Source organism: Phytoactinopolyspora halotolerans (assembly GCF_010550675.1).
Lineage (GTDB): Bacteria > Actinomycetota > Actinomycetes > Jiangellales > Jiangellaceae > Phytoactinopolyspora > Phytoactinopolyspora halotolerans.
The window spans coordinates 1-24,698 of the sequence record NZ_JAAGOA010000010.1 but is presented as its reverse complement, the minus strand read 5'-3'; the positions used below and the strand labels follow the sequence as shown (position 1 = coordinate 24,698).

21 protein-coding genes, 2 tRNA genes and 2 pseudogenes are annotated in these 24,698 nt (G+C 64.8%); 14 read left to right on the top strand and 11 right to left on the bottom strand.

The features are described from left to right. Positions 1-237: 237 nt before the first annotated feature. The 3 genes from G1H10_RS15200 (at position 238) to G1H10_RS15190 (ending at position 2,895) form a co-directional block, all read left to right on the top strand. Entirely contained in the window at positions 238-1,068 is an 831-nt protein-coding gene (locus G1H10_RS15200; protein WP_163739260.1) for a phosphotransferase enzyme family protein, read from the top strand. Between the two features lie 221 nt (positions 1,069-1,289). After that, positions 1,290-2,114: a sugar nucleotide-binding protein gene (locus tag G1H10_RS15195; RefSeq protein WP_163739258.1), complete on the top strand. Its 825-nt coding sequence runs from the start codon at positions 1,290-1,292 to the stop codon at positions 2,112-2,114. Positions 2,115-2,124: 10 nt separating this feature from the next. Continuing rightward, a complete protein-coding gene (locus G1H10_RS15190) occupies positions 2,125-2,895 on the top strand; it encodes a class I SAM-dependent methyltransferase (protein WP_163739256.1) in 771 nt (256 codons plus the stop codon). 104 nt (positions 2,896-2,999) lie between these two features. On the opposite strand, the gene G1H10_RS15185 is transcribed toward G1H10_RS15190, so the two are convergent. Then, positions 3,000-3,890, bottom strand: a complete 891-nt coding sequence (locus G1H10_RS15185) for a class I SAM-dependent methyltransferase (RefSeq protein WP_163739254.1) — start codon at positions 3,888-3,890, stop codon at positions 3,000-3,002. A gap of 378 nt (positions 3,891-4,268) precedes the next feature. Here G1H10_RS15185 and G1H10_RS15180 point away from each other — a divergent pair, with 378 nt between their 5' ends. The 3 genes and pseudogenes from G1H10_RS15180 (at position 4,269) to G1H10_RS15170 (ending at position 6,000) form a co-directional block, all read left to right on the top strand. Next, on the top strand, positions 4,269-5,144 hold the full coding sequence (locus G1H10_RS15180) for a fructosamine kinase family protein (protein ID WP_163739252.1): 876 nt from the start codon (positions 4,269-4,271) through the stop codon (positions 5,142-5,144). Positions 5,145-5,162: 18 nt separating this feature from the next. After that, a pseudogene (locus G1H10_RS35040) lies at positions 5,163-5,404 on the top strand (sigma factor); the annotation flags it as partial. A gap of 38 nt (positions 5,405-5,442) precedes the next feature. Then, positions 5,443-6,000, top strand: a complete 558-nt coding sequence (locus G1H10_RS15170) for a tyrosine-type recombinase/integrase (RefSeq protein WP_246219560.1) — start codon at positions 5,443-5,445, stop codon at positions 5,998-6,000. Positions 6,001-6,344: 344 nt separating this feature from the next. Here G1H10_RS15170 and G1H10_RS15165 read toward each other — a convergent pair whose 3' ends face one another. Next, positions 6,345-7,160, bottom strand: coding sequence for an abortive infection family protein (locus G1H10_RS15165; protein ID WP_163739248.1), 816 nt, complete (start codon positions 7,158-7,160; stop codon positions 6,345-6,347). Positions 7,161-7,249: 89 nt separating this feature from the next. Between G1H10_RS15165 and G1H10_RS15160 the strand changes: the two genes are divergently transcribed. Then, entirely contained in the window at positions 7,250-7,708 is a 459-nt protein-coding gene (locus G1H10_RS15160) for a hypothetical protein (RefSeq protein ID WP_163739246.1), read from the top strand. A 409-nt stretch (positions 7,709-8,117) separates the two neighbouring features. On the opposite strand, the gene G1H10_RS15155 is transcribed toward G1H10_RS15160, so the two are convergent. The 8 genes from G1H10_RS15155 to G1H10_RS15120 all read right to left on the bottom strand — a co-directional run bounded on the left by G1H10_RS15155 (position 8,118) and on the right by G1H10_RS15120 (position 18,900). Beyond that, positions 8,118-9,053 carry a hypothetical protein gene (locus tag G1H10_RS15155; protein ID WP_163739244.1) on the bottom strand — a complete coding sequence of 312 codons (936 nt, stop codon included), beginning with the start codon at positions 9,051-9,053 and terminating at the stop codon, positions 8,118-8,120. Between the two features lie 160 nt (positions 9,054-9,213). Next, positions 9,214-9,729 carry a type II toxin-antitoxin system VapC family toxin gene (locus G1H10_RS15150; protein ID WP_174264382.1) on the bottom strand — a complete coding sequence of 172 codons (516 nt, stop codon included), beginning with the start codon at positions 9,727-9,729 and terminating at the stop codon, positions 9,214-9,216. Continuing rightward, positions 9,630-9,842: a hypothetical protein gene (locus tag G1H10_RS15145; RefSeq protein ID WP_163739240.1), complete on the bottom strand. Its 213-nt coding sequence runs from the start codon at positions 9,840-9,842 to the stop codon at positions 9,630-9,632. Before G1H10_RS15145 ends, G1H10_RS15150 begins: the two co-directional genes overlap by 100 nt. 500 nt (positions 9,843-10,342) lie before the next feature. Further along, positions 10,343-10,603: a winged helix-turn-helix domain-containing protein gene (locus G1H10_RS15140; RefSeq protein ID WP_163739238.1), complete on the bottom strand. Its 261-nt coding sequence runs from the start codon at positions 10,601-10,603 to the stop codon at positions 10,343-10,345. A 486-nt stretch (positions 10,604-11,089) separates the two neighbouring features. Continuing rightward, positions 11,090-14,743 (bottom strand): MobF family relaxase, encoded by a 3,654-nt coding sequence (gene mobF / locus G1H10_RS15135; protein WP_163739236.1) that lies wholly within the window; start codon positions 14,741-14,743, stop codon positions 11,090-11,092. 19 nt (positions 14,744-14,762) lie between these two features. Next, positions 14,763-15,224 (bottom strand): hypothetical protein, encoded by a 462-nt coding sequence (locus G1H10_RS15130; RefSeq protein ID WP_163739234.1) that lies wholly within the window; start codon positions 15,222-15,224, stop codon positions 14,763-14,765. A gap of 365 nt (positions 15,225-15,589) precedes the next feature. Then, positions 15,590-17,446: an ATP-dependent nuclease gene (locus tag G1H10_RS15125; protein ID WP_163739232.1), complete on the bottom strand. Its 1,857-nt coding sequence runs from the start codon at positions 17,444-17,446 to the stop codon at positions 15,590-15,592. Positions 17,447-18,045: 599 nt separating this feature from the next. Continuing rightward, positions 18,046-18,900, bottom strand: coding sequence for a DUF6602 domain-containing protein (locus G1H10_RS15120; RefSeq protein WP_163739230.1), 855 nt, complete (start codon positions 18,898-18,900; stop codon positions 18,046-18,048). A gap of 474 nt (positions 18,901-19,374) precedes the next feature. Between G1H10_RS15120 and G1H10_RS15115 the strand changes: the two genes are divergently transcribed. Both G1H10_RS15115 and G1H10_RS15110 read left to right on the top strand, forming a co-directional pair. Then, positions 19,375-19,578, top strand: coding sequence for an excisionase family DNA-binding protein (locus tag G1H10_RS15115; RefSeq protein ID WP_163739228.1), 204 nt, complete (start codon positions 19,375-19,377; stop codon positions 19,576-19,578). After that, entirely contained in the window at positions 19,578-20,840 is a 1,263-nt protein-coding gene (locus G1H10_RS15110) for a tyrosine-type recombinase/integrase (RefSeq protein WP_174264389.1), read from the top strand. Before G1H10_RS15115 ends, G1H10_RS15110 begins: the two co-directional genes overlap by 1 nt. A 15-nt stretch (positions 20,841-20,855) precedes the next feature. Here the strand turns inward: G1H10_RS15110 and G1H10_RS15105 are convergent. After that, positions 20,856-20,929: transfer RNA gene (locus G1H10_RS15105), tRNA-Gly, on the bottom strand. A gap of 66 nt (positions 20,930-20,995) precedes the next feature. Here G1H10_RS15105 and G1H10_RS15100 point away from each other — a divergent pair. The 5 genes and pseudogenes from G1H10_RS15100 to G1H10_RS15080 all read left to right on the top strand — a co-directional run. Continuing rightward, positions 20,996-21,071, top strand: a tRNA-Pro gene (locus G1H10_RS15100). Positions 21,072-21,174: 103 nt separating this feature from the next. After that, positions 21,175-22,641 carry a trigger factor gene (gene tig, locus G1H10_RS15095; RefSeq protein WP_163739224.1) on the top strand — a complete coding sequence of 489 codons (1,467 nt, stop codon included), beginning with the start codon at positions 21,175-21,177 and terminating at the stop codon, positions 22,639-22,641. Positions 22,642-22,940: 299 nt separating this feature from the next. Further along, the gene (locus G1H10_RS15090) at positions 22,941-23,573 is read left to right on the top strand and encodes an ATP-dependent Clp protease proteolytic subunit (RefSeq protein ID WP_312856583.1); all 633 of its coding nucleotides are present in this window, start codon (positions 22,941-22,943) and stop codon (positions 23,571-23,573) included. Next, positions 23,574-24,221: pseudogene (locus tag G1H10_RS15085) on the top strand (ATP-dependent Clp protease proteolytic subunit); the annotation flags it as partial. A 131-nt stretch (positions 24,222-24,352) separates the two neighbouring features. Next, the coding region (locus G1H10_RS15080; protein ID WP_312856582.1) for a ClpX C4-type zinc finger protein at positions 24,353-24,698 on the top strand (346 nt) is incomplete at its 3' end.

The following is a 24,698-nucleotide window of genomic DNA, read 5'->3' as shown; positions in this document are numbered from 1 at the left end:
CGATCTGCGCGTCGTGAATCACAGTCATCCCTGTTGGCGTGACCAGAAGCCTGTTGTCAGGAGGCTGGATCGACGGCTCGACTACACTAAGGCGCTGCTCAGAGTCGTACCGTCAAGGCTGAGAGGCAACCGATGCTCATCGCTCCGGCTCCGGAGATGCTCTGGGAAAGTGCGGATCCGGACACGGAGCTGCGCCGGCGGTTCGGCTTCGACAGCGCGGGCGCGGCCGTCGGCTGGGTGGCCAACCTGCTCGACGGCGACTATGGAACTGAGGTCCGTACCGTCGACCGAGTGGTGATCAGCGCGCAGAACCTGATGGTCTGGGTGACCACCACCGACGAACGGTTGATGGTCAAGGTGTGTCGGCTCGCGGAGGCGCACGAATGGCTCGCGACGCGCGCTGCCATGGTCGGCTGGCTCGCCGATCGCGGCCAGCCGGTTGCCCGGCCGCTTGTGTCCGTCAGCGGTGAGCGACAACTCCTTCGCGACGACAGATCCGCCGGGGTTCAGCCGATAGTGCCCGGGAGTCTCCTGGACGCGACCGACCATGACCAGGTCCGGGCTGCCGGCCGCGCCCTGGCTGCGCTGCACGAAGAGCTCGCGGCCTGGCCGGATGCGTCGTCGCTCGAGAGTATCGGACCGGTGGCCGGCGAGCGGGGCAAGCTGTGGGCCCTGCCGGAGAGGCGGGCCGAGACCGTGCCGCGAGAGCTGCTTGATCGCCTTGACAGGCGGATCGTAGAACTGCCCGAATCGCCTGGGCGACAGCCGGTGCACACCGACTTTCGCGGCGCCAACCTGCTCTGGCAGGGCACGGGAATCAGTGGCGTGCTCGACTTTGAGGAGGCCCGCATCGACCCGGCGGTGGTAGACCTGGCTAACACCGTCTGCCTGCTCGGCACCTGGTATTCCAATTGGCAGCCGATCTCGCTCGAGGCGCAGCGACTTCTGATCGACAGCTACACCGATCGCCGTCCCCTTACCGGGGCCGAGCAAGCCTGGCTCCCGCCCTTGATCGCTTGGGGCATGATCGGGCTTGGTTGGAGCCAGGAAGCCGAACGCTGGCTGTGAAGCTCGCAGCACGACCGAGCTCCGTACGCGGTGATTCAACTGAGCACCAAGGAGATCCGAGCGTGCTGCATCGGCTGGTGCTGCAGCCGAAGAAATGCTCGGCATGACGCCACATTTCCAGGCTGGTGCGCTCGTGGCGGTGTGCTGCGCGCGTCGTCAGAGCTTCGAGGGCTAGGCGTAACCAACCCATCACGGGCTCAAGGTAGCTATCGTGACCCACCGTGAAGATCCTCATCATTGGCGGCAGCGGCTTCCTCGGCTGTGAACTCGCACGCCAGGCTCTGGCGACGGGCAACGACGTGATCGCGACTCACCTGACTGGACCGGGAGAGGTCGACGGCGTTGAATGGAAGCCGCTCGATGTTCGTCGCCGAGATGACGTTGCGGCCCTGGTCGACGTGCTCCGCCCGGACGTTCTGATCAATGCTGCTTACCGTCAGACGAACTGGGCGACGACAGCCAATGGTGCCGTCCACGTAGCGCTCGCCGCCGCGGCGACCGGCGGGCGTCTCGTTCATGTCTCCAGCGACGCCGTCTTCTCCGGTGCCGCTGTTCATTACGATGAGACGTGTGTCCCGGATCCGATCACGCCGTATGGTGCGGCGAAGGCGGCGGCCGAAACAGCGATCCAGGTAATAAGCCCGGAGAGTGTCATCGCGCGTACGTCGCTCATCATCGGTGACGGCGGATCGACCCACGAGTCCTTTGTGCACGCCTTGGCCACTGGTCGGCGTGAGGGAGTGCTGTACACCGACGATGTGCGGTGCCCGGTGCACGTGGTCGACCTTGCGGCGGCTCTCCTCGAACTCGCGGCGTCGGATCTGTGCGGAATGCATCATGTAGCAGGTGTGGACGCCGTAAGCCGGTATGATCTGGGGCTTCTCATAGCACGGCGGGACGGCGTCGACTTCGATACACTCCCAGCGGGCTGTCGTGCGGGTACCGACGTGCCGGTTCCGCTCGATGTGCGCTTGGACTGCAGGGCGACCCAGCGACGCCTCCGCACCAGGCTCCGCGGTGCACGAGAATTCCTCGCTTCTGGTTGACTGAGTGGCAATGTCCTACTCCGCGCCAGAACGCAGCGCTCGACCCTTCTATGCCAGCTTCGGCTGGGCGTACGACTACCTCGTCACAACTCCGGAGGATCCGTGGGTCGCGGCCGCCTCAACAGAACTTGAGTACGTCGGGATTCGAGCGGGCGCGAAGGTGCTCGACGCAGGTTGCGGTACGGGTCGCTACGCTGCGGCTCTGGCCGCACGTGGCTATGAGGTCGACCTCGTAGATGCCTCGGCTGAACTGCTGTCGCAAGCGACCGATTGCCTGCCTGCCTCCAACGCTCAAGTCGGAGATCTCTGCGAGCTCAATCTTGGGAGGCAGTACGACGCCATCGTGTGCCGCGGCGTACTCAACGACATGACCAAGGACATCGAGAGGCAAGCAGTCCTCGACCGTTTCGCTTCATACACCCGTTCTGGCGGCGGTCTCGTCCTTGACGTCCGCGAGCGGGCCGGATCCGAACGCCGCATCGGAACGGGCCATCGTATGGAGAAGGTGGTCGAGACACCGCGTGGGACGCTCGTCTTCAAAATCGAAAGTACGTTCCAGGACGGTCTCATCTATACGCACGAGGAACATGAGCTGCGCCCCGGCACGGGATCTCCGCGGCTTGCCTCCTACGACTTCACGATGCGCCCGTGGACACGAGAGGAACTCGACGAGCGCCTACGGATAGCTGGGTTTCGTACCAAGAGAATCACGGAACCCAATGATCGAGGATCGAACGACCGACTTCTCTGTCTGGCTGTCCTCGATACGGCAGCCGCGTAACAGATCTGAAGAGGCCATTGGCCGGGTGTTCCGCCGAACCTGGTCGCAGGACGGCGGCCCTGCCGCGCGAGAGCGGGTACGCCTCGGCAGCCCGGCGGGGACTCTCATCTTGTTGCTGTCGGTCGCAGAACATAGACGAGGGAGGCCAGCTTGCCGATGAACTGGTAGATCTCCCAATGCAGGTTCGCCTCGACATGATCAACAATGTCGGATCCGTGCAACGCATCGAGACGTGCCCGATCGCGACGCAGCCGCGCCAACCGCAAGAGCGCCGTGGACGCCGGAGCGTGGCGTTCCTCAGCCCACTCCCGCCACTCGGTTCCGATCTCATGGCACTGAATCACATCCAGGCCGGCGGCGGGGAACGCGTCCTCGACCGCCGACCGGGACAGATTCGCCGGCACGTTTGCCAAGTGTCGCTTGAGCATCGCCGCCTCGTCTGGTGACAGGAGATCGGTGGCCACCGTCGTGAAGACCAGCAATGTGCCCGTGGGTCGCGTGAGCGAGGCTAACGCTCGTGCGGCAGTCTGCAGATCGGCGACCTGCTCCAGCACATCCCGACACCAGACGAAGTCGAACTGTTTGCCTGTTGTAGCCGCCGACTCAATGTCACTCAACATCACCTCGACTCTGTCCTGCAGGCCGTTCTCCACTACCAGCGACTGCGCCTTCTCGACGTGTAGTGGGACCGGGTCTATCCCGAAGCCGCGAGCACTGGGGTGGGCGCGCATCAGCTGAACGAGGTGCGCAGCATCGCGGCACCCGGCATCAATGACGTTGCCATTAGCCGGGATCAGGTCCGCGGCCAGATCGTGCAACCAGTCAGGGCCCCGAGGATTCAGCGAGATGTCAAGCTCGTCGTAGACCTGCCACGTCGCCGGACCGTACACCCGCACCAAATCCTCGTCGTGCGTGGACGCATCGATCCTGGCCATGCCCTGCAGCCTAAAGCCACAAACGCCAGCAACTCGGCTCGTCCGGCCGACCGGAATCATCGGGAGCGTCTTGGTCATCCGGTTACCTTCATCGGTCTTTGCGTTCCTCAGCCGCTCAGAGCTGTGGGATACCCCTCGGCCTTGGTGGTGAAGTGTTCGAGCTGGCACAATGCGAACTCGATGGTGGCGTGCCACGCCTCGACACCGCGTTTTCCAGCGGCGACACGGCTGATCGCTGGTAGATCCGCGACGATCCACGTGCCCTTCCCTCTGATGTGTCCGCATCTGCCGGTGACGCCTGAATGCGCCCCGCCGATATTCCGTCCAAGGCGGATGGTGCAGGATCTTATGGTCGGGACCCGGCGCTAGGAGGCAGGCCATCACCATCATCCACGTACGAATCCCCGAGCAGCAGGGTCCCCGGCACCCGCGACAGTCGTGACGTCCTTCCTGCTCCAACGCCTGCACGCGGCCGGCGTGACCGACGTCGGCGGGATCGAGCCAGCCACTGGGGGCCTCGCCGCGACCGCAGGCCTCGCGCGCCGCGGTGATGGCACGCCGGTGTTCGTCAAGGCGTTCGGCGAGCCGCCGTCGGACGACGCCTTCCTCGCGGAGGCCGAAGGACTCACCACGCTGCGCGAGGCGGGCGGCGTCGCTACGCCCGAGGTTATCCTCGCGGACCGCGACCTGCTCGTCTTGTCCGCGCTGCAGCCCCGCCCGGGCACCGAGGCCTTTTGGGAGCAGCTCGCGCATGCGCTCGCTCACCTGCACACCACCACGCGATACCCCCGATTCGGGTGGCACCGGGACAACTGGCTGGGCCGTCGTCGGCAGATCAATACCTGGGATGACGATGGGTTCGAGTTCTTCGCCCAGCATCGTCTGCTGCGCTGGCTCGGCGAGCCTCGCGTCCAGGAGGCGCTCGACCCCGAGGACCGGGCGGCGCTGCAGCGGCTGTGCGATCGGCTGCCCGAGCTGCTGCCGGTGAGACCCGCGTGCCTGACGCACGGCGACCTTTGGGCACTGAACGTCATGGCCACCTCCGATGGGCGGCCCGCGCTGATCGACCCCGCCGTGTCGTACACCTGGGCCGAGGTCGACCTGGCCCATCTGTGGTCGACGGCGCCGCCGCCGGAGGCGCATGTGTTCTTTGAGCTGTACGCCGAGCTGGCCGGGCTCGACCGCGATTGGCGCGAACGCATGCCGATCCTCCAGCTACGCCAGCACCTGGCTGTGATCGCCCAGTTCGAACCCGACTGGGGCGCCGCCGACCTCGTGCGCACCACGCTCGCTCCATTCCGGCAGCGGCACTGAGCTCAGACGGGAACCGAGCTGACGGAGGATTTCGAGGAGCTGCGCCCGTTGCTGTTCTCGATCGGCTACCGGATCCTCGGCAGCGCGAGCGAGGCCGAGGACGCGGTCCATGAGACCTGGCTGCGCTCTGCAACCACGCCGTCGCAACCCACGTCGACCAAGGCGCACCTTTCGGCGGTGGTCACCCGGATATCGATCAACGTGCTGCGCTCGGCCCACGTCCGGCGAGAGGAGTACGGGGGCGGTGGCTGCCTCGGCCCGGTATCGGCTGCTGGTTCTGCTGGCGGCGTTCGGAACCATGAGATGGGGCGAGCTGCTGGGCCTGCGCCGTGGTGACATCGACCTGGACGCCCGCTTCATCCAGATCAGCCGGTCGGTTCAACAGATCTCGGGAGCGCCCGTGGTGACGTCGCCCAAGAGCTGGGCGGGTCGGCGTCGGGTTGCCATTCCTGAGGCGCTCGTGCCCGAGATTCGGTGGCATCTGCAGGTGTTCGCGGAGAAGGGTCCAGATGGTCGGGTCTTCCTCGGCCCGAAAGGCGCTACGCCGAGCCGGACGAACTTCCATCGGATCTGGCGTCGGGCAACTCGTGAGGTCGGCCTGCCTGAACTGCACTTTCATGACTTGCGGCATTCCGGGGCCACATTGGCGGCGAGTACCGGGGCGAGCCTGTGTGAGCTGATGCAACGGCTCGGTCATTCCAGCGCACGGGCGGCGCTGATCTACCAGCACGCAACCAGCGGCCGGGATCACGCCATTGCGGCCGCTCTGGACAGTCTGATCGCCGGTCTCAAGACCACTGGGCCGGGTGACGGCGACGAAGATCCTCCGCTCGTCGGCGCTCGATCGGGCACGTAGCGGGCACGAAGGGCTGAGAGGAGGTGGAACGATGAAGGCCCAGACCAGCGGAAACTACCACCTGACCTGGGCCTTCGTGCGTGGAGCGGGTGACCGGGATCGAACCGGCACAACCAGCTTGGAAGAACGGCCAGGAGGCGAGCACTGGGGTGCTGATCAGCGCGGACAGTGACCGTGGGTGTCCGCGCCAGCTCGCGATTGGCCGGGTCTTATCGCACGCGAATCGCACGACGTAGGGCGCGACTCCTGGTACCCGTTCGCTATGCGCCCAGCACGGCTCGTAGTCTGTTCGTGCCTCGGACTACGACGGGCAGGCCGAGAGAATTGCAGCGCTTCCAACGGGACTACTCTGATCGCCCCATTTGCCGGTCGTGGGCAGCCAGCATAAGTTCGGCCACATGGGCGGCTTCCCGGATCACGTAGCGACCAGCTTCCGCGTTTACGCCAGTTGGAAGTGTTCTCCCGTGACCGGTGCCCTGTAGGTTGCGAAGCTCGTTGACGGTGGACGCGGTCGTCTTAGCTGATTGGTATATGGCCCGGAGCTGCTTAGCGCCAGGCACCTCCGTATCAACCAGTTTGGGTAGCAAGCCGAGTTGGTCTAGGGCCAGGTGGAGTGCTTCATCGAAATCGAGCCGGCGGTCAGGCAGCATCATCCGTTCTTCCAGCACGAACTTGCTGATTGACTCGAGGAGGTCCTTGGCACCGCCCAGAAGGGCAGCGGGGTCCTCGCTGTTTCGCTGGAGCCGAGCAAGCTGCTCGTCAAGGGCTGAACGTCCGCCGGTCTCAAGGTTTATCACTCCGACCGTTGTCATGTAGCCGTCGGCGTCGAGCGCCCAACCAGCCCTGGACAACGCACGGCCAAGCGCCTGCCGTTGGCTCGTCAAGGACGGGTCTTCGAGGCATCCCTCCATGCGAAGGGCAGTGAGGAGCTCGTCAACCAGCCGCCGGGCCCCAGCAGGCCGTCGGCGCGCTGCGTTCACGACAGCCAGTACGCGCTGCTGCTTATTGGGCGCGCCGGCGGCCTCGTCGTAGGGATCGTCCTGCCCGTAGCCAGTGTTGAGGAACGCTCTAGTGAGAGTGCTGTGGCTCGGCCCGGCCCCAGCGAAGAAGAACTTCCCCAGCGCGGCGGCGATCTCGCTACTGACCGGAGGGCTGGGCATGGTTCATTATGCCCTGAGCCGTCACCTGCGGTGCGCCCACATGGCGCGTTGAGAGGCGCAAAGCTCTTCCGGCTGAGTATTGTCAGGTCATGGCGCAGCCCACGTTGTCGAACGCCAATCAGGAGTCCTACGTCGCGCAGGGACTTGCCCTGGCGGTGCTGTATGAGGGTGTGTACGCCATCACTGCCGACAAACTGAAGTTCGAATTTGCATTTGGCTACGCCTGGCGGAGGTTCCCTCATATGGATCGATTCCGGCGCGTACTTGCTACCGGCGCTGCCGATCCGTACCACGCCGTAATCGGTCGGAGCGAGCGGCGTCGTGGATCACTCCTGGCAGCTTGGGCGTCACATGGGCCGAATCTCGAACCTTATGTCTGGAACGAGGGGTGGTCCATCGAGGAGTCCGGCCAAATGCTGGCCGACTGGAGCGGCGTGCCCTGGACGGACTGGCAGACGCTTGGCCGGAACCTGCTGGCGCACTTGCGAGGCGAAACCGAGTATCAGAATGGAAGCGGAGATGGCCGGGGAGCAGCCGGGCACGCATAGGCCGTGCAGGAGCGGTTGATCGGATTCAACTCCAGGCTCCAATTGTGTTGTGTGGTGCACGAATGCCGTGTTACCGAGGAATACATGAATCAAGCTCACTCCCCTATGCTGCCCTTGCGGCTTTGCGGTGAGGAGATCCATTGCGGCCCGTGTGTCATCGCCCTTCGTGACCCCAACGATCTTTTATTGACAACGCGGCCGTGGCCCAGTTCGCCTGATACCACACCAGTGCCAACGGTGTTGATCCATGACCGCGGCGAGCGCTCTGATGTTGACCAGCGTGAACAGTGTCCGTAGCTGTTTGGGCCGCGCTCTATGGTTGGCTATATCCAATTGGACGCCCGGCAGGTTCTCGCTTGCTCTCGGTCCGAGCAGGCTCGTCCGGATGCGAGTGATGCAGCGGAGCTTCTTACCGAGGAGGTTCCCAACCGCGCCCAAGTAGGTGCTCGATCGGGGCGCCGGGTTGGTCCAGGTGTGAGCTCTTGTTCTTAGCCACTTCCTCCATTAAAACGTCAATATCTCGCCGTAGCTCTGTAAGATATTGTTTGAGTTCCTCTTGATCTATTGCTCCTGATCTTGCGCTCGATTCATAGAGAATTCTATTTAGTCTACATAGCCGAGTAGCGCCTTGGGTATATATATGCCTTTCATTGGTCGGGATGAATCCGAGGACATCCAGGAGTGCGGCCGTGTCTTGATTCGAGAGGTCCAACCCTCTCGCTACGACATCGAGACGTAGCTCGATGGAACGGTCGACTGCAAGCGCAATGCTTAATGGATCAGCGGGCGAGTTATGTGTGGTGAGCCGGCGGATAGCTGAGATGCCTCCGTCGAATGCCTTTTTCGCGCCTGTGCATATGTCGCGAACGGCCGATACGCCGCCGTAAATTGCCCCCAGTACTATGAGGTGGTCTCGCGTGGACTCCAATGCGTGGAGGAAGAGTGGCCAATCTATGCTCTCCAGACCACCGTATCCGCCAGTCAGGATTAGAGAAATCCCCTCGCCCGGATCTGCACAAAATCCCGATTCTGCTGTCGTGACAAGTTGCTTGTACGTGAGGGCGGGCCGGAACGTTTCCCACAGGAATCGGCCGTTCTCCTCGACAACGACGGGTAGTGCGCGGGAAATCGGACTCCATGGATCATCGTCCGCTGTTGGAAGCCCGATAGCGACGCCCGCATAGTAGAGTTCTATGTCTGGATATTCAAAACCAAGTTGTTCTAGTGCCTTCTGGGCAACCCCGATAAGCTCGTGTTCTCCATTTATGTCAACTATGGTCGGGTTGCAAAGGATCGCGCCGTCTGAACGGTGCAGGAGGCTGAGGGCGACAGGCACTAGAGGCATGGGTGGCTCTCTCCATTCGGTGGGTGGGCGGCTCGGGGGTCATTGCCTAATATTATGGTGTTCTCAGTCGCCCTCGCCTCGCTTGGCCACTCCAAGAGTGCGCATGCGGCCAAGCTTCGGAGATCCCTCACGGATTTCGTGAGAGCCGAATCTCCTCCGTCTACGGCAACAACGTCAGTGCTTTGACGTGCTTGGGTCTGACCACGTTGAAATGTCGCAGATCGAGCGTCGCTAGCTCTTGAATATTGAGTCTCTCTGTCACTGTGAGGACCGCGGCGTCGGTTGTCCCTAGTGGGAGGTCGGCGTACTGCTCGACGAGTTCGGCCATGCGCGAGTAGTCGCTGACCTTGAGTTCTTCAACGTGGAAGTCTTCGTTGGCCAGCGACTCTAGAAAGCCAGCCTCAACGTGCGGGCTGGCCTTGGTTGCCAGGAGGTACCCGACTTCAGCGATTACCGGGCTGGGAATGATCATCTCGCGCTGGGCGAGGTGTAGGCCGGTGAATAGTTCTACGCATCGGTGATGATCCGGGTCCTTCGACAATGCTGCCGCGACCAACGGGCCCGTGTCGCATACGATCACTTGTACTGGCCGAACCCGTCGGCGAGGTGCTCTTCGCTGTTCGCCCCGACTGCGGTGCCGTCGCCTGGTGCGCTCCCGAACCACGCGGGCGGCCATGGACGGTTTCGGACGGGGCGGAGGTGCTTGCGCATTTCTGCGAGCGCACGCGGAACCTGCTCATCGGGGATCTCCTCGACGAGCCGCGCCAACTCCTCGCGTTCTCCGCTCATGCGAGCAGTGTACTTGGATCGGGAGTCGTGGATCGATAGCGCGACTTCACGAGTGTTGCTCCGCCGTGCCGGTACTCGCGTCCACGGTGCTGTCGTCATGACTTCACCTGCTTCGGACTGAGTAACTGATGGGCGCGTTGATGGGAAACTCCGAGGGCGGTTCCGATGTCCCGGAGTGAGAGTCCCTCTTTGTTGAGGATGTGCGCGGCTGTGCGTGTGTGGACGGCTGCTGCGTGATTGGCCTTAGCTGCCGTCCGGCGGAGTTGTTTGGCAAGGTTGAGGTGCTCGTGAACGGCCGTGGGTAAGACAGGCCGGACGTCAACGGCGACCTGGTCTTCGGGCACGGCGAGGCTGGCGGCGAGCGCTCGCTTCATCTGCGGAGCGGCTTGGGTGAGGATCCTCACTATGGTGCAAGCGGCCGGGAGCTGATCGCATTGGATGAACCAGCTTCGGTCATTTCGGGTCGCGGTGCAGGTGAACGTATGTTGTTCCATCGCCGGTCACCTACTTCCAGCGACGTAGGTGCCCTTGGCGGGGATCTTGACGACCAGCCCGCGTGCGCAGAGGTCGCGAACGGCGTGGCGCAGCGTCCCGACGGAGACGTCGTACGTGCGTGCCAGCTCCGCCTCGGCGGGGAGCCGCGTGCCGGGCTTCAACGTACCTGCATTGATGAGCGTAGCGATGTGGTCGGCGAGCTTATGGTAGACGTAGCCAGGCGGGCCAGTATGCGGGTCGAACGGTTCGGGCGAGGCGTGGGTCATGGCCGGTCACCGCACAACCGGGCATGGTTGGGTAGCGTACTCACGGGTCTCCTCCAGGCTGGTTCTGGTGGGGATCAAGGGACCGTTCGGAGCTGCTGACTCCGGGCGGTCCCGCCTATTCGGTTATGACGCGTCGTCGCCAACGGCCGGCATCACATGGAGACGGTCCAAGGCGGCGGCACCGTCACGATACTGCGATTAGCAGTACAGCGCAACGCAGCATACTAGGGTGGCTTGCCGTGGCCGAGGACGACGAGATCTGGAGCGTTACAGAGGTTGCCGCATACATTGGGGTCACCCCGAACGCGGTGCGCACGTACCTCAGCCGCGGTCAGATGCCGGACCCGGATTTCCGGCCGGCGGTAGGCCCGTTGTGGTGGGCATCGACAATCAAGACGTGGCACCAGGACCGGCCCAGCCAGCGACGAAAGCCCTGACTCCGGACCCCCGGCGCTGTGCTGATCCACCTCTGAGGATGCGCCTGCCCTAGAGGGCAGGGCCGCTGATGCGGATGGGCCTCCTCTCATGGGCGATTCCACCAGCCAGCGTGTCCACAGCTGCAGAAGCGTGTCGGACAGCGTGGAGTGCTTCGGCGGCGCGCCGTCGGTCGCTGCGGTAGGCCCAGTCGTCACGGCGATGCTGATCGCCGAGGGCGTCCGGGCCGGTGATTTCGTGGCGTTCGCGGTAGGCGGCGATGGTGGTGACACAGCGCATCCAATGTTTCCGCTGCTGCGGGTTTGGCGGTGCAGGACCGATGCCGGTGAGCCAGGGTGACCGTTCAGTGATGGCTTGCTGGACCAACGCTGCGGCTCGGTGCTCGATGAGGGCCTCTCTTTCGTCGAGCGCTCTCCGCATCTCGGGGTCGACGACGTGGGTGGCAGCGGGGATGAGCCCGACGATCATGCGTCCGCGCGTGCGGGCGCGCCCGGTGGCGGCGGCACGATCGGTGACCTCTTCCAGGCGACGGCCAAGCAGGTCGAGCGGGTCGTCGTTGGCGTGGAGTTCGTCCCGGTCCGCCAGGCGCGGTAGGAGCGTCGTGGGGTTGAGGCCGTGGGCGTCGGCGCGGCGCATCGCGGAGACGAGTGCGGCGTAGGCAGGTGACCCCGCCGCGTCGGCGTCGGGGAGTGGGTAGGTGCTGAGGAGGCCGGTCCAGTGGTGGGTGGCGGCTTCGCGGGCGAGGGTGTCGTACTCGGCGGCGAGGCGGGCGATGGTGGTGGCGTGGTCCTGCTCGGCGGTGATGGTTTCGCGGGCGGACAGCTCGGCACCTGTGCGGCGGATCACGTCGACGAGGACGCCGCCGGCGTCGCGGACCAGACCGTCGGGGAGCTCGTCGTCGTGGTCGGTGATGACGTAGGCGGTGTTGGCGTGCCGCCCGCGGGTCATCCCCACGTACAGCGATTCCCGTGTCGTGGCGATGGGGTCGACGATGGTGTGGGCGGTGTCGACGGTGGCGCCCTGTGCTCGGTGGGTGGTGGTGGCGTAGCCGAGTTCGACATGCTCGGCCACATATGCGGCCGGGAGCGTGACTGCATGGCCGCCAGCGGCGCGGGTGACGGTGAGGGAGCCGTCGTCGTGGCGGTGCTGGACGGTCCAGTGGTCGCCGTTCTTCACCCACGACCTTGCCCCGGTCACCAGATTCCGGTTGTTGCGGCGGGTCACGACCCTGTCCCCACGGCCCGCCGTGGTGCCGTCATGCAACGCGACACCGTCGGGTTCGATGTCACCGGCGGTCACGCGATCGGCGCGGGCGCGGGCGTTGAGGTCCCGCACGGTGGACGCGTCCGCGGCGATCAACAACGACGTGAGGCCGGCGGCCATGTCGACCCTCCAGGCGTCGTACGCAGCGTCAACGGCCTCTTCGCTGTCACCGGAATGGACCCGGTCGTGCTGGAGATAGGTGTCGACGACGTCGGTGTCACCTTGGCGGAGGCGGATGGTGGCGTCGCGTTCCCAGGCATGGGTGAACCGCCGCACGCCGGTCAGCTGCGGAGCATGGTCGCCGAGGTGGCGGGCCAGGAGGCCGAATGCGCCGCCCGCGTCGACGGCGGACAACTGCGCTGGATCGCCGACGAGCAGCAGCTTCGCCCCAGCCCGTTCGACTTGCGCATGCAGCGTGTCGAGGGTGAGTGTTCCGGCCAGGGATGCCTCGTCGACGATGACGAGCTGTCCTGCGTGGAATCGCCAACGCTGCGTCGCTTCGTTGAGCTGGGCGAGTGCAGCGTCGAAGGGCGCGGTCGACCTGCCGGCGGCGAGGGCGGCGGCGCGGCGTTCACGCATGTGCGCGGCGCGACGCAACCGGTGTTCCGCTGCTGGTCCGGTGGATTCGTGCAGCCATTTCGTGGTGTTCTCGGTCGCGATACCCAGGCTCTCGCGCAGCACGTCGGCGGCTGCCGCGGACGGAGCCAAACCGACGACGGAACCGTCACCGTGCTGGTCCTCCCACACACTCCGCAGGGCGGCGAGGGTGGTGGTCTTGCCGCTGCCTGCGGGCCCGACCAGTACGTCCACCACTCGGCCGCTAATCGCGATCGCTACCACAGCGGAGCTTTGCTCGTCGGACAGGGTGCTTTGCCGCGACGTCGACGCGGTGACCGTCTTCGGTATGACGTCGTCGTCGACCACGGGCGCGGTAAGGGACTCGGCAGCGGCGAGCAGGTGGTTTTCGGCGGTGAGAATGGTCGTGGTGGTGTAGACGTCGGCGTGGGAGCGTTGGAACGCTGAGGTGCCGTCGGCGCGGCGGAACACTTTCGGTGTGTCGGCGAGCTCGGGTGGGGTGATGCAGACCGACAGTTCAATCACCCGGCGGGTGATCGCCTCGATCAACGAATCCCGGTCCGATGTCGTGGGAAGTCGGTAGGGCATGGAGACACGCGCGGCGGCGGCCCGGATGTTCCAGGTGCGCCAGGTCGAGCGCTCGGTGCTCAACTCGGTGAGCGCCTCGGTAGCGAGTCGATCCACCAAACCCGCAACGGAGTTGGGGTGCGTCGGCGAAGCCGCCGCGCGATCGATGAGCGAAGCGGCCCACTGGCCGGGATCTTTCCCGAGCACGTGAGTCGCCCGTGCGCGCCAGTCGGTGCTCATCTCGGCGAGTGAGCGAAACTGCTTGCCTGGGCGGGTGGCGTAGGTGGCTTGCTGTCGCAGCCGGAGGATCGTGGCGTCGTCCGGGTCGCGGCCGTGCGCCTGCCGGTAAGCGGCGATCAAATCGTCTTTGACCGCTTCGATGCCGTGGGCGCGTTGGGAGAACTCTGTGATCAGCTGGTCGGGGATGCCGGTGATCTCCCAGGACTGGTTCTTCGGTTTGCGTGGTGTGCCGCGCCGCTCCCAGCCGACACCCAGCTCTTGGGTGAGGTGGTCGGCGAGCAGGGTGTCGTACAACTCGCTCATCGCGACCGCGGCCGGGAACAACGACCCTCGCGAGTCCAAGGTGCGCCAGGACCCGTCCGGGCCCTGGACACGGTTGGCGATCACCACATGGGTGTGTAGTTGCGGGTCACCGGCGCGGGAGTCGTAGTGATCGAACGCGGTCGCGATGACCCCGCGGGTGTCGACCTGGGCGACACCACGGGTGCCGATGCGGGTGCGGGCGACGTCACGCTCGATCACCCGCAACACCTCGGCGAGCGCGTCGTGGTGGGCGTGCTCGATCTGCGCGCGCACCTGATCGGGTGCGAGCGCCCAGAGCGCGCTCACCGATTTCGGTGGGGAGAACACGCAGTCGAACCCGGCCACCGGCCGCCGTGCCGGGCGGTCGCGTTCCTGCGTCTCGATCGCCGCGATACGGGTCGCCCGCTCGTGCCCGGTCAGGTCGGTGGGTAGTGCGTGGATGCGGGCGTCTGCGCGCTCGCGCCACGACTTCGGTTGCGCGAACCGGCGACCGAGGGGTACGGCGGTGGCGGGGTCGGTGCCGTGTTTGAACAGCCGCTCCATCTGCGCCTCAGTCACGACTGACCCAGCGTCGATTCCGCTGCCGTGGGCGAGTCCGGTGAGGCCGGTGCCCATCCACCATCCGGGTGGGTTACCGGACTCGGCGTAGTACCGCGACAGCGGCGACACCGTCCCGGCCATGCCCTCGGCGTCGACCACGTGGCGAAGCAGATAGGTGTAGCCGTCACCGGCGTGCAACTCCTTCAGCGACATCATGACCGCGGCGCCCCCGCGGTCACATGCTCGGCGGCAGGTCCGGGCGTCGCCGTGGGGGCCGACGCGTAGAGGCTGGGAGAATCCCGCTGACAGGGGATTGCGCCGAGAGGACGCGACGTGTCTGTGCGGCGCGTGTCACCGGCTGGGCGTGGTCGGGGACGTAGAGCCGCCCAACCCGCGACCACGCCACGCCGAACTGCCGGTTCGCGCTCGCCATGTGGGTATCGGCGTCAGCCAGAGACCTGGCGGCCTCCCGCGCCAAGGTACTGGGGTCGGTGGGTTCGCCCAGCTCGTCGACCCGCAACCCAGGCGTCTTGGCCAGGGCCTCCACGTGCAACCGAATCCGCCGAGACAGGGATCGCACGCCACGCGTCAACTCGTCAACGTCCCCGAGTGCGGCGTAGAGCTCCGACAGGTCCCACTCGGTATGCTCATGCAGCACCACACGGATCGAATCCGCAGCATCACGTATCGAATTCATGGCAGCTCCTCCCGCCAGTAGGCCGGGCGCTGAAACCAGAGCCCTCTACCAGACAGGGAGCCCCAGGAACGCGCACAACCGAATCGCCGGAGCTCGAGGTGCCAGACGTGTCCCGGGGTTCGAGCGGATCGGAGGAACTGATATCTCGGACCGGGCAGGTTTAAGACGTGGAGCGGTTCTGTCCATGTCTCTCGGACCGTGGTCCGAGCGGAAAGGATGGAAGTGAGAGAAGAACCAAGTTCTCCGTAAGACGACGACAAGCTTGAGATGTATCGCCCTCGTACGATTCCGCAGCGTCGCCGAGGCCGTCCTCATCTAGCCGATGACAGGGGCAAAGGCCGACCTGCGCCTCCCTGGCGCAGTTGTCAGAAAGGCGGTTCGTCAGCTGTCGTTGGAGCGCTCGTCTCCACGGAGTCGGGACTGGACTGGTCTGGGGCAGACGGTTCCGGCGCGGGTTCTTTCGCCTCGTTGGCGTCTGCCTGTTCAGCGGGCTTCCCGCGGATCGCCTGGATGAGTGCGTCGAGCGTGGCGGCTGCGTCTCCGGTGAAGTCTCCGCCGCCCAGGTGCTGGGCAGCGTAGCGGGCGCGAAGGGACTTCGAGTCACCCACGAGTGGCGCGGCATCCACGTAGAGCTCCGACCATCGATCGCCGAAGAGCGCGGCCAAGGCACCCTCGAAATTGGGGTTCAGCGTGGCGTAGCCGTCCTCGACCGAGATGGGGTGGGTCGAGAGGTTCTCGGCCTTCGCTTTGTCTGCGTCGTGTCCGAGCGCCGCCATGATGTCTTGGCGATTCGCGAGCAAGTCTCTGGCGTTCGTCCCGGTCTTGTTCGAGTCCGTGTCGAACACGCAAAAGCACTCGATGCCGAGTGTGGTGAAGAGCCTGTGCCATTTGGCAATGTTGCTGATGCCCTCGACGGAGACGACCGCGATACCCTCTTGAAGGACATCAAGGCCTCGCGCTCGCAGCAGTTCAGGGAGTGCCAGAGCCTCCGTCGGTCCTTCGACTAGGACACAGCGCCTGGCGAAGAGCCCGCTGATGATCTCCGTAGTTGCGCCGGCCGCGTAGAAGGGACCGATGGTTTCGGCATGGGTTCGCTCCGGGTGGGCGCCCCGTCCAAGCAGTAGCTGACGCAACTCTTCGCGTGTCCGCTGCATGACAGTGGTGGCACCGTTCTCCTGTTTGCGGACCATGACCAGGTTCTCCGGATGGACAAGATCGACGAAGTGCGGCGAGTGAGTCGTGAGGACCACCTGGAGACCCGGTTCCGCCAGGCCATTCAGGCGCGTGGCGAGCCACTGCTGGGCCAGCGGGTGGAGGTTGGCCTCAGGTTCGTCGACGACTAGGATCGTCCCGTCGGACTGGCCGTAGGCCATCGCATACGCGTAAGCGAACGCGAGCGCCAACACCTGCGACTGACCCGTGCCGAGTTCGTCGAAGTTCCGCACGTCGCCCGACAGCGTCGGGTGGATGCGCAGTGACCGGAAGAAGTTGCTCGGGTCGTACGCGCTGAAATCGATGTCGAGCCGGTATGGCAGGTTCTGCCCAAGATCCGCTGCAGTCTCGGCGAGGAGCCGCTTGAACTCGGCGAACTCGGGTACACCGCCGAACTCCGCGAGCAGGCTGGAGAAGACCTGGGCAAGCTGTTGCTTTCTCACGGGGTCGGCGAGCAGACGCTCGTGGAACCGGTGCATCAGCTTCGACAGCATTGTGTACTTGCTCGCATAGCTGAGCTGGTAGTCGAGACGGCGGTCCGCGTCGAGGACAGCGGCAGAGAGCGCGGACCGCATCTCGTTCTTCACGTAGGACCTGTTGCAACGCTGGTTGCTGCATGTGAAGCGGTACGTAACTGGGCTGCCGCCCTCCGACGGATTCTGTGGGTCGTACGACCAGCTCAGGTACGCGACTTCCCCGCCGTTGCAGTACGTGCACGGGATGCCGGACACGGCAGCGCCGACCTCGACCGCGATCCCGTCACTGTCGCGTTCGTGGAAGTCGTGGTCCTCCAGCCGTCGACTGCCGGGCCAGGTGTCGCCAAAGAGGATGTCCAATGCCCTGGTGACGTTGCTCTTTCCGGCGTTGTTCTCGCCGAGCAGTACGAGGACCCCGCTCTCTGGGAATCGGACGGTCACACGCTCATCACCGACAGAGCGCAGGTTTCTGACCGAGAGGCTCTCTATCCGCGGCGCCATCCCAACCTCCGTCTCGGAAGCACAGACCGCCATTCTGCACCTGAGACCGGACACTTGGCCGGGTGAGCCGCAGTTCCAAAGCGGCGGCTAAGCGGCCGCGCCGCCGCCGGTTCAGTAGTCTTCAGACCATCGGCCACGTCTCGGACGTCGCATGGCCCAGGACCTACAGATCAGACCGCGCTCGCCGCGCGGGCCCACCCGCTCTCCCCGTAGCCGATGCCGATCTGCTTGGGCGTGCCTTGATGCGGTTGCGGGCGGCTCGGTACCACGGTGTCAAGGGTGCGCATCCCCACCACGCCTCTCCAGAGATTCAGGGGGAAATCCGGTGAGTTGTCCGTCCGCCGCTGACGCGTGTCGGTAGCGGCTCAGGCCTCTCGTTTGCCAACGTGTCTGGCCCAACGAATTCGACGGCGGGCTTGGTGTGCCTCACAACAGTACGTGGCCGAACACGGAGACCTTCACGCAAGCCTCGGATGGTGTAGGCGTGGACGCGGCTTACGCCGCCCCGGGCTCACGAGCCGATGGCTGAGTCGATCGCAACAGATCGGGTATCCGCTCCGCATGTGCAGTTGGCCCCCAGTGTTCCTCCGTGACCAGGCGATTGATCTTCCAATCGCTCGTGAACCTTTCAATCAATCGAAGTCGAGCGTCGACACGGTGCCGGCCGCCGAATTGCCATCGTGGAAGAACCATCTCCTACTGGATACGCCTAGAGAATCACGATCCGCGTATGGGACGAGGTCGAGCGGTTCCATAAATGCGCTGACGAGGTGCGTATGGAGGTGGAGGGTCATCGGAAGTAAGATATCTTGATCTTTCCACGGCTTTAATGAAAGCAGTGAAGATCCAGGCTCGGGATAGGGGGTCGGATGCCCCGTCGATCCCGTCCAGTTGAACCATCCCTTGCCCAATATCCATACGCTGTCCGGCAAATGTTCGGAAGGATGATTGAGCGACCACTCTGCTAATGCGTCGCCCAAGGCGTGGAGCGAGGCGCCATCGTATCCGAAAATAACACCCACGGTCGGAAAGTAGTCGTAGCTTCGACCGTAGCGTTTGATGACCTGGCCAATAGGCTGTCTCACGAATGCCCGCTTCGGTCGTTGTTTCACGCTGAGAATATTCTCGCACGCTTGGTTCAGTTCCGATACCGTAAGGTTCGACTTTACCTCGATTACCATATACACGCACTCGGCCGGAACGATGCTGTGCTCATCGCTTTCCCCCACATAGAGAGGAGGGTGCGAGGGATCGACGACAAGGAGGTCGCATTGCCGTGAACGCCCACCGTCCACATCAATGACCTCCCCGCTGCCGACTGGGAGCACATTCCGCGGCATGTATTTCTTCAAATAGCCGTTTAAGATGCCTTCTCGCACGGTCCCCTTTGATGCGTTGTGGCCTACGGCATTTGCGCTCGCTTCGAAGTCGAGCCGCATTCGTTGCGCTGCCTGTCTCATCAGACTACCCAGCATGCTGTGCGCCATGGGCTGCACACTACCTTGCACCTACGACAGCGACGTGCGATGCCAACGCTTATCCCTCGGCCCCGACCGCGGTGAACGCCCGCCTATTCTTGTCTGCTCGTGACGGACCCGCCGGTGTCGTGGGACGTGTGCTGCTCCTCACCATCTACGACGTCGCGGACAGCACCTGGAGGGTGAACTCGCTCACCTGCTGCGTTCGCCCTGGAATGTCGAGGACGGTTCGCCCCATCGGGGGCGTCGAAGGCGGTCAACGGCTGGCCGCAAATCAACACGCGATAGCTCCCGCCGCTGGCGGAAGCTATCGCTTTGCCGAAGACACATCGGAGACGCAGCCGTGTGCGCGCGGCGGCGGCACCCAAGAGGTGTCGGGAGATCTGAAAACCCAGGCGCATCGGTTGGACCGGGGTGATGTGCGCGGGTTTGGGGCTCCCTATAGGCGTAGGGAGTTCTGGGCGCCGGGGGAAGGAACCGTCGATGGTGGAGCGCTTGCTGTCCGTGGCTGAAGTCGCTGAGTTGCTCGGCACAACTGAGAGGTTTCCGCGCAGGTTGATCGCCGGACGCCGTATCCGGTTCGTCCACGTGGGTCGCCACGTTCGTATCCCGGAGAGCGCGGTCGCCGAGTTCGTCGAGAAAGGCACCGTCGAACCTCGCGTGACGCGGCGAGGGGTCGTGGCGTGATGGCCCGACAGGGCCGTCGCCGGTTCGGCTGGGTGCGCAAGCTTCCGTCGGGTCGGTTCCAGGCCAGTTACCTCGGCGACGACGGGCAGCGTCGCTATGCTCCGGACACGTTCGAGCGGGAGGGCGAGGCCAGCGACTGGCTCACGTTGCGGGAGTCGGAGATTCTTCGCGGCGAGTGGATAGACCCGCTTCTCGGGCAGGTGAAGTTCAGCGAGTATGCGTCTCGGTGGATCGCGGAGCGCGAGGTCAGCGAGCGAACGAGGGAGATTTACCGGTCCCTGTTCCGGCTGCACCTTGAGCCGTTCCTTGGGCAGCGAGCGCTGACGGAGATCTCGACGGAGGTGGTGCGGTCCTGGCGCGCCGAGTTGCGGGATGCGGGACGGAGCGAGATCCGGGTCGCCAAGTCGTATCGGCTGCTGCGGGCGATCATGAACACGGCGGTGGACGACGGTCGGATCAAGCGCAACCCGTGCCGGATCAAGAGTGCGGACAAGGAATACTCACCGGAACGGCCCGTTGCGTCGATACCTCAGGTGTACGCGCTGGCGGACAACATGCCCGAGCGGTTCAGACTGCTCATCCTCGCGGCCGCGTTCACTGGGCTCCGGTGGGGTGAACTTATAGCGCTGCGCCGCAGCGACGTCGACCTTTCAGCGCCGAGCATCCGGGTGCCGCGAAAGCTCGCTCAGCTTGACTCTGGCCAGCTCGTCCCGGGCCCGACGAAGTCCGCAGCGGGATTCCGCACTGTCGCGCTGCCGCCGATCCTGGTTCCCGAATTCGAGCGCCATCTGGTCACATACGTCGCGTCGTCGTCGGAAGCGTTGCTGTTCACAGGGGAGAAGGGCGCGACGCTGCGGCGCGGGAACTGGCACCGCAGCGCGAACTGGGCGGCGGCCGTCCGGAAGGCAGGCCTGCCCGACGGCTTCCGGTTTCATGACCTCCGGCACACTGGCAACCACCTCGCCGCACTCTCCGGTGCCACCACGCGCGAGTTGATGAACCGGATGGGGCACGCCAGCATGCGCGCCGCGTTGATCTACCAGCACGCCACCAACGAACGCGACCGGGAGATCGCCCGGAGACTGAGCGCCGCCATCGGCGAGCAGCACACCGCCACGAGCGGTCCGGCAACCGGCCCCGACGAGGCCAAAGCCAGCAGCACGGGCCAGAAAGCCCGACGAGCTAATCGCACGTGGATCGCACGAACCTCGCAAACACCACAAAGAAGGTCGAAGCCAAGATCAGGGCCAGACCTATTCTGACCTGCTGTTTCGCTGTGGAGCGGGTGACCGGGATTGAACCGGCACAACCAGCTTGGAAGGCTGGGGCTCTACCATTGAGCTACACCCGCGCGGCGGCTGCGAGCACCCGCCGGTTAAGACTATAGCGCGTCCTACCGTAGACTTGGTGAGGCACGCGGGGCGTAGCGTAGTGGCTAGCGCGCCTGCTTTGGGAGCAGGAGATCGCAGGTTCGAGTCCTGTCGCCCCGACCAGCCAGCGGGTACGGTGGTGGGCCTGACACATGGGTCCACCACTGACCTGTGACATAAGCCACGTAGCAAACACAAGGCCACCCACTACAGGAGACACGTCAGCGTGAAGAGCGTCGTCGAGACCCTCAACCCGACGCGGGTCCGGCTCGCAGTCGAGGTTCCGTTCACCGAACTCGAGCCGAACATCAAATCTGCGTACAAGCGCATCAGCGGCCAGGTCAACATCCCCGGCTTCCGCAAGGGCAAGGTGCCGCCGCTCGCCATCGACCAGTTCGTCGGGCGCCCCGTCGTGCTGGAAGAGGCTATCAACGACGCCATCCCGAAGCTTTACGGCGATGCCATCCGGGAGAACGACCTCCAGCCGCTCGGGCAACCGGAGCTGGACGTCTCCGAGCTCAACGACGGCGAGGAGCTGAAGTTCACCGCCGAGGTCGCCGTCCGGCCGAAGATCGAGCTGCCGGAGTGGGAGGGCCTGGAGGTCCAGGTCGATGACCTCGAGGTGACCGATGAGGACGTCAACAAGCGTCTCGACGACCTTCGGGCGCGTTTCGGCACCCTGGCGGGTGTCGAGCGGCCGGCGGCCGAGGGCGACTTCGTCCAGATCGATCTCAACGCGACCGCAGACGGTGAGCCGATCGAGGGTGGCCAGGCAACCGGCGTGTCGTATCAGATCGGCAGCGGCGGCATGATCGAGGGTCTGGACGAGGCGGTGACCGGCCTGTCCGCGGGCGAGTCCGCCACCTTCCGGACCACGTTGGTCGGAACCCACGAGGGTGAGGAAGTCGACTGCGAGGTGACCGTCACCGGTGTGAAGGAGCAGCAGCTCCCGGAGCTGGACGACGAGTTCGCGCAGCTGGCCAGTGAGTTCGACACGCTCGAGGAGCTGACCGAGGATCTGCGTGAGCAGGCCCTGCGGGAGGCGCGCATCGAGCAGGCGACGCAGGCCCGGAACAAGGTTCTGGAGGCGCTGATCGAGAAGGCCGGCGACGTTCCGATCCCGGAGGAGATCGTCCAGGCCCAGGTGGAGCAGCACTTCAGCGACGGCCACGGCGACGACGATCATCGGCAGGAGTTCGAGAAGCAGTTCCGCGACAGCCTGGTCCAGCAGTTCGTCCTGGACGAACTCGTCAAGGCCGAGGAGCTCGAGGCCAGCCAGGAGGAACTGTCCGCCTACGTGGTTCAGCAGGCGATGCAGCGCCGGATGGACCCGAATCAGCTGGCGCAGCGGCTGGTGGAGAACGGCGAGCTTCCTGCTGCCGCCGCTGACGTGCGCCGCGGCAAGGCGCTGGCCATGGTCGTCGAGAAGGCGACGGTCGTTGACGCCTCGGGTGAGACGGTCGACCTCGACCGGCTGCTCGAGGACGGCAGCCTGGTGGACGAGAGCGAGGCGGAAGGTGGTGTCGAGGCGGCGACGGCCGGTGGAGTCGAGTTCGCCGAGATCGACGAGACCGAGGCCGACTCTGACGAGGCTCAGTCGGAGGATGCCGAGCCCGCGGGCGCCGAGTCCGCGGACGCCGAACCGGGCGGCTCGGCCTCGGACGACGAGAACGCGTCCAAGCCTGAGGCCTAAGTCTCCAGCTGGACTCTGACACTTTGCACGCTGACGCCGGTGCCGAGTATCTCGGTGCCGGCGTCAGCCGTTTTGTGAACGCTGTGAGCGAACGTCAGCAGGGCCGCGCACGCCATGAGCGAACAGGGGCCGGGGCATGGAAGGTGCGGGTGGTTCAGTTGGTTAGTGTCAGTGCTGCGGCGTTGAATCCCACTAGGCCCGGTACCGGATCGGTGTGGAGCGGCGCCGGGCAGTACAGATAGGACACCAGTGTCACTGACAACCGTGACCATGATCGGCAAGAGCCTGAGGAGCGTACGGTGAACCCACGTCTGGAGACGCCAGATTCCGTCTCTTTCCCGCAGGCCCAGACGCCCTCTTCGGGCATGGGTCTGGACGACCACATCTACAACCGCCTGTTGCGCGAGCGCATCATCTTCCTCGGTGCCGAGGTGCGCGACCAGAACGCGAACGCGATCTGCGCTCAGCTGCTCTTGCTGGCGGCTGAGGATCCGAACCGGGACATCCATCTTTACATCAACTCGCCTGGTGGGTCGGTCTTCGCCGGTATGGCGATCTACGACACGATGCAGTACATCAAGCCCGACGTCGTGACCGTGGCGATGGGCTTCGCCGCCTCCATGGGCCAGTTCCTGCTCTGCGCCGGGGCGCCGGGCAAGCGTTACGCGCTGCAGCACGCCAAGATCCTGATGCACCAGCCGTCCGGTGGTGTGGGCGGCACGGCCAGCGACATCCGCATCCATGCCGAGTCGCTGGTTCGGACCAAGCGCGAGATGGCTGCCCTGATCGCCCAGCACACAGGGCGTGACGTCGAGGAGATCGAGCGCGACAGCGACCGCGACCGCTACTTCACCGCCGACGAGGCGCGCGAGTACGGCTTCGTGGACCAGGTCATCACCAGCGCCTCCCAGCTGCCCAGCAACGAGGCCTGACCAGCTTCCACGTCACACCGAGACAAGAGAGACGACGCGATGAACTACTACATCCCGCAGTGGGAGGAGCGCACCTCCTACGGTTTCCGGCGCATCGACCCGTACGCGAAGCTGTTCGAGGAGCGGATCATCTTCCTCGGCACGCCGATCTCCGACGACGTGGCGAACGCCGTCATGGCGCAGCTGATCTGCCTGGAGTCGATGGATCCGGACCGTGACATCGAGATCTACATCAACTCGCCGGGCGGCTCATTCACGGCGATGACCACCATCTACGACACCATGCAGTTCATCAAGCCGGACATCCGGACCGTCTGCATGGGCCAGGCGGCGTCCGCGGCTGCCGTCCTGCTAGCGGCCGGTGCGCCGGGCAAGCGGCTCGCCGTGCCGAACGCACGGGTCATGATCCACCAGCCTGCGCTCGCCGAGGGCATGTTCGGCCAGGCGAGTGACATCGAGATTCAGGCCAACGAGATCGAGCGCATGCGGCGGCTCATGGAGGAGCTGATCGCCAAGCACACCAACAAGACACCCGAGCAGATCCGCGCGGACACCGAGCGGGACAAGATCCTCACCACCCAGGAAGCCATCGACTACGGACTGGTGGACAACTTCACCTCCTCGCGTAAGGCGAGCCTGGTCGGGTAGGTCCAGCGACGCGCCCGGCTGCGGGGTTGAGTGCCACGCAGCCGGGAAAGGATGTACCGTCGAAGGACGCGGCGCGACGTCCGCGGTTCGACAGGCATGTCAGCACCTGAGACGACGGAAGGACACTCCGCGTGGCACGTATCGGCGACGCCGACCATCTGCTCAAGTGCTCTTTCTGTGGCAAGAGCCAGAAGCAGGTCAAGAAGCTCATCGCAGGGCCTGGCGTGTACATCTGTGACGAGTGCATCGACCTCTGCAACGAGATCATCGAGGAAGAGCTCAGCGAGAACCCGGAGACGGGTGGGTTGTCGGAGCTGCCGAAGCCGCGTGAGATCTACGAGTTCTTGGAGCAGTACGTCATCGGTCAGGAGGTGGCGAAGAAGGCGTTGTCGGTTGCGGTGTACAACCATTACAAGCGGGTGCGTGCGCGGCAGTCGGGGGCGTCTCGGTCGTCGGGTAAGGATGAGGCTGTTGAGG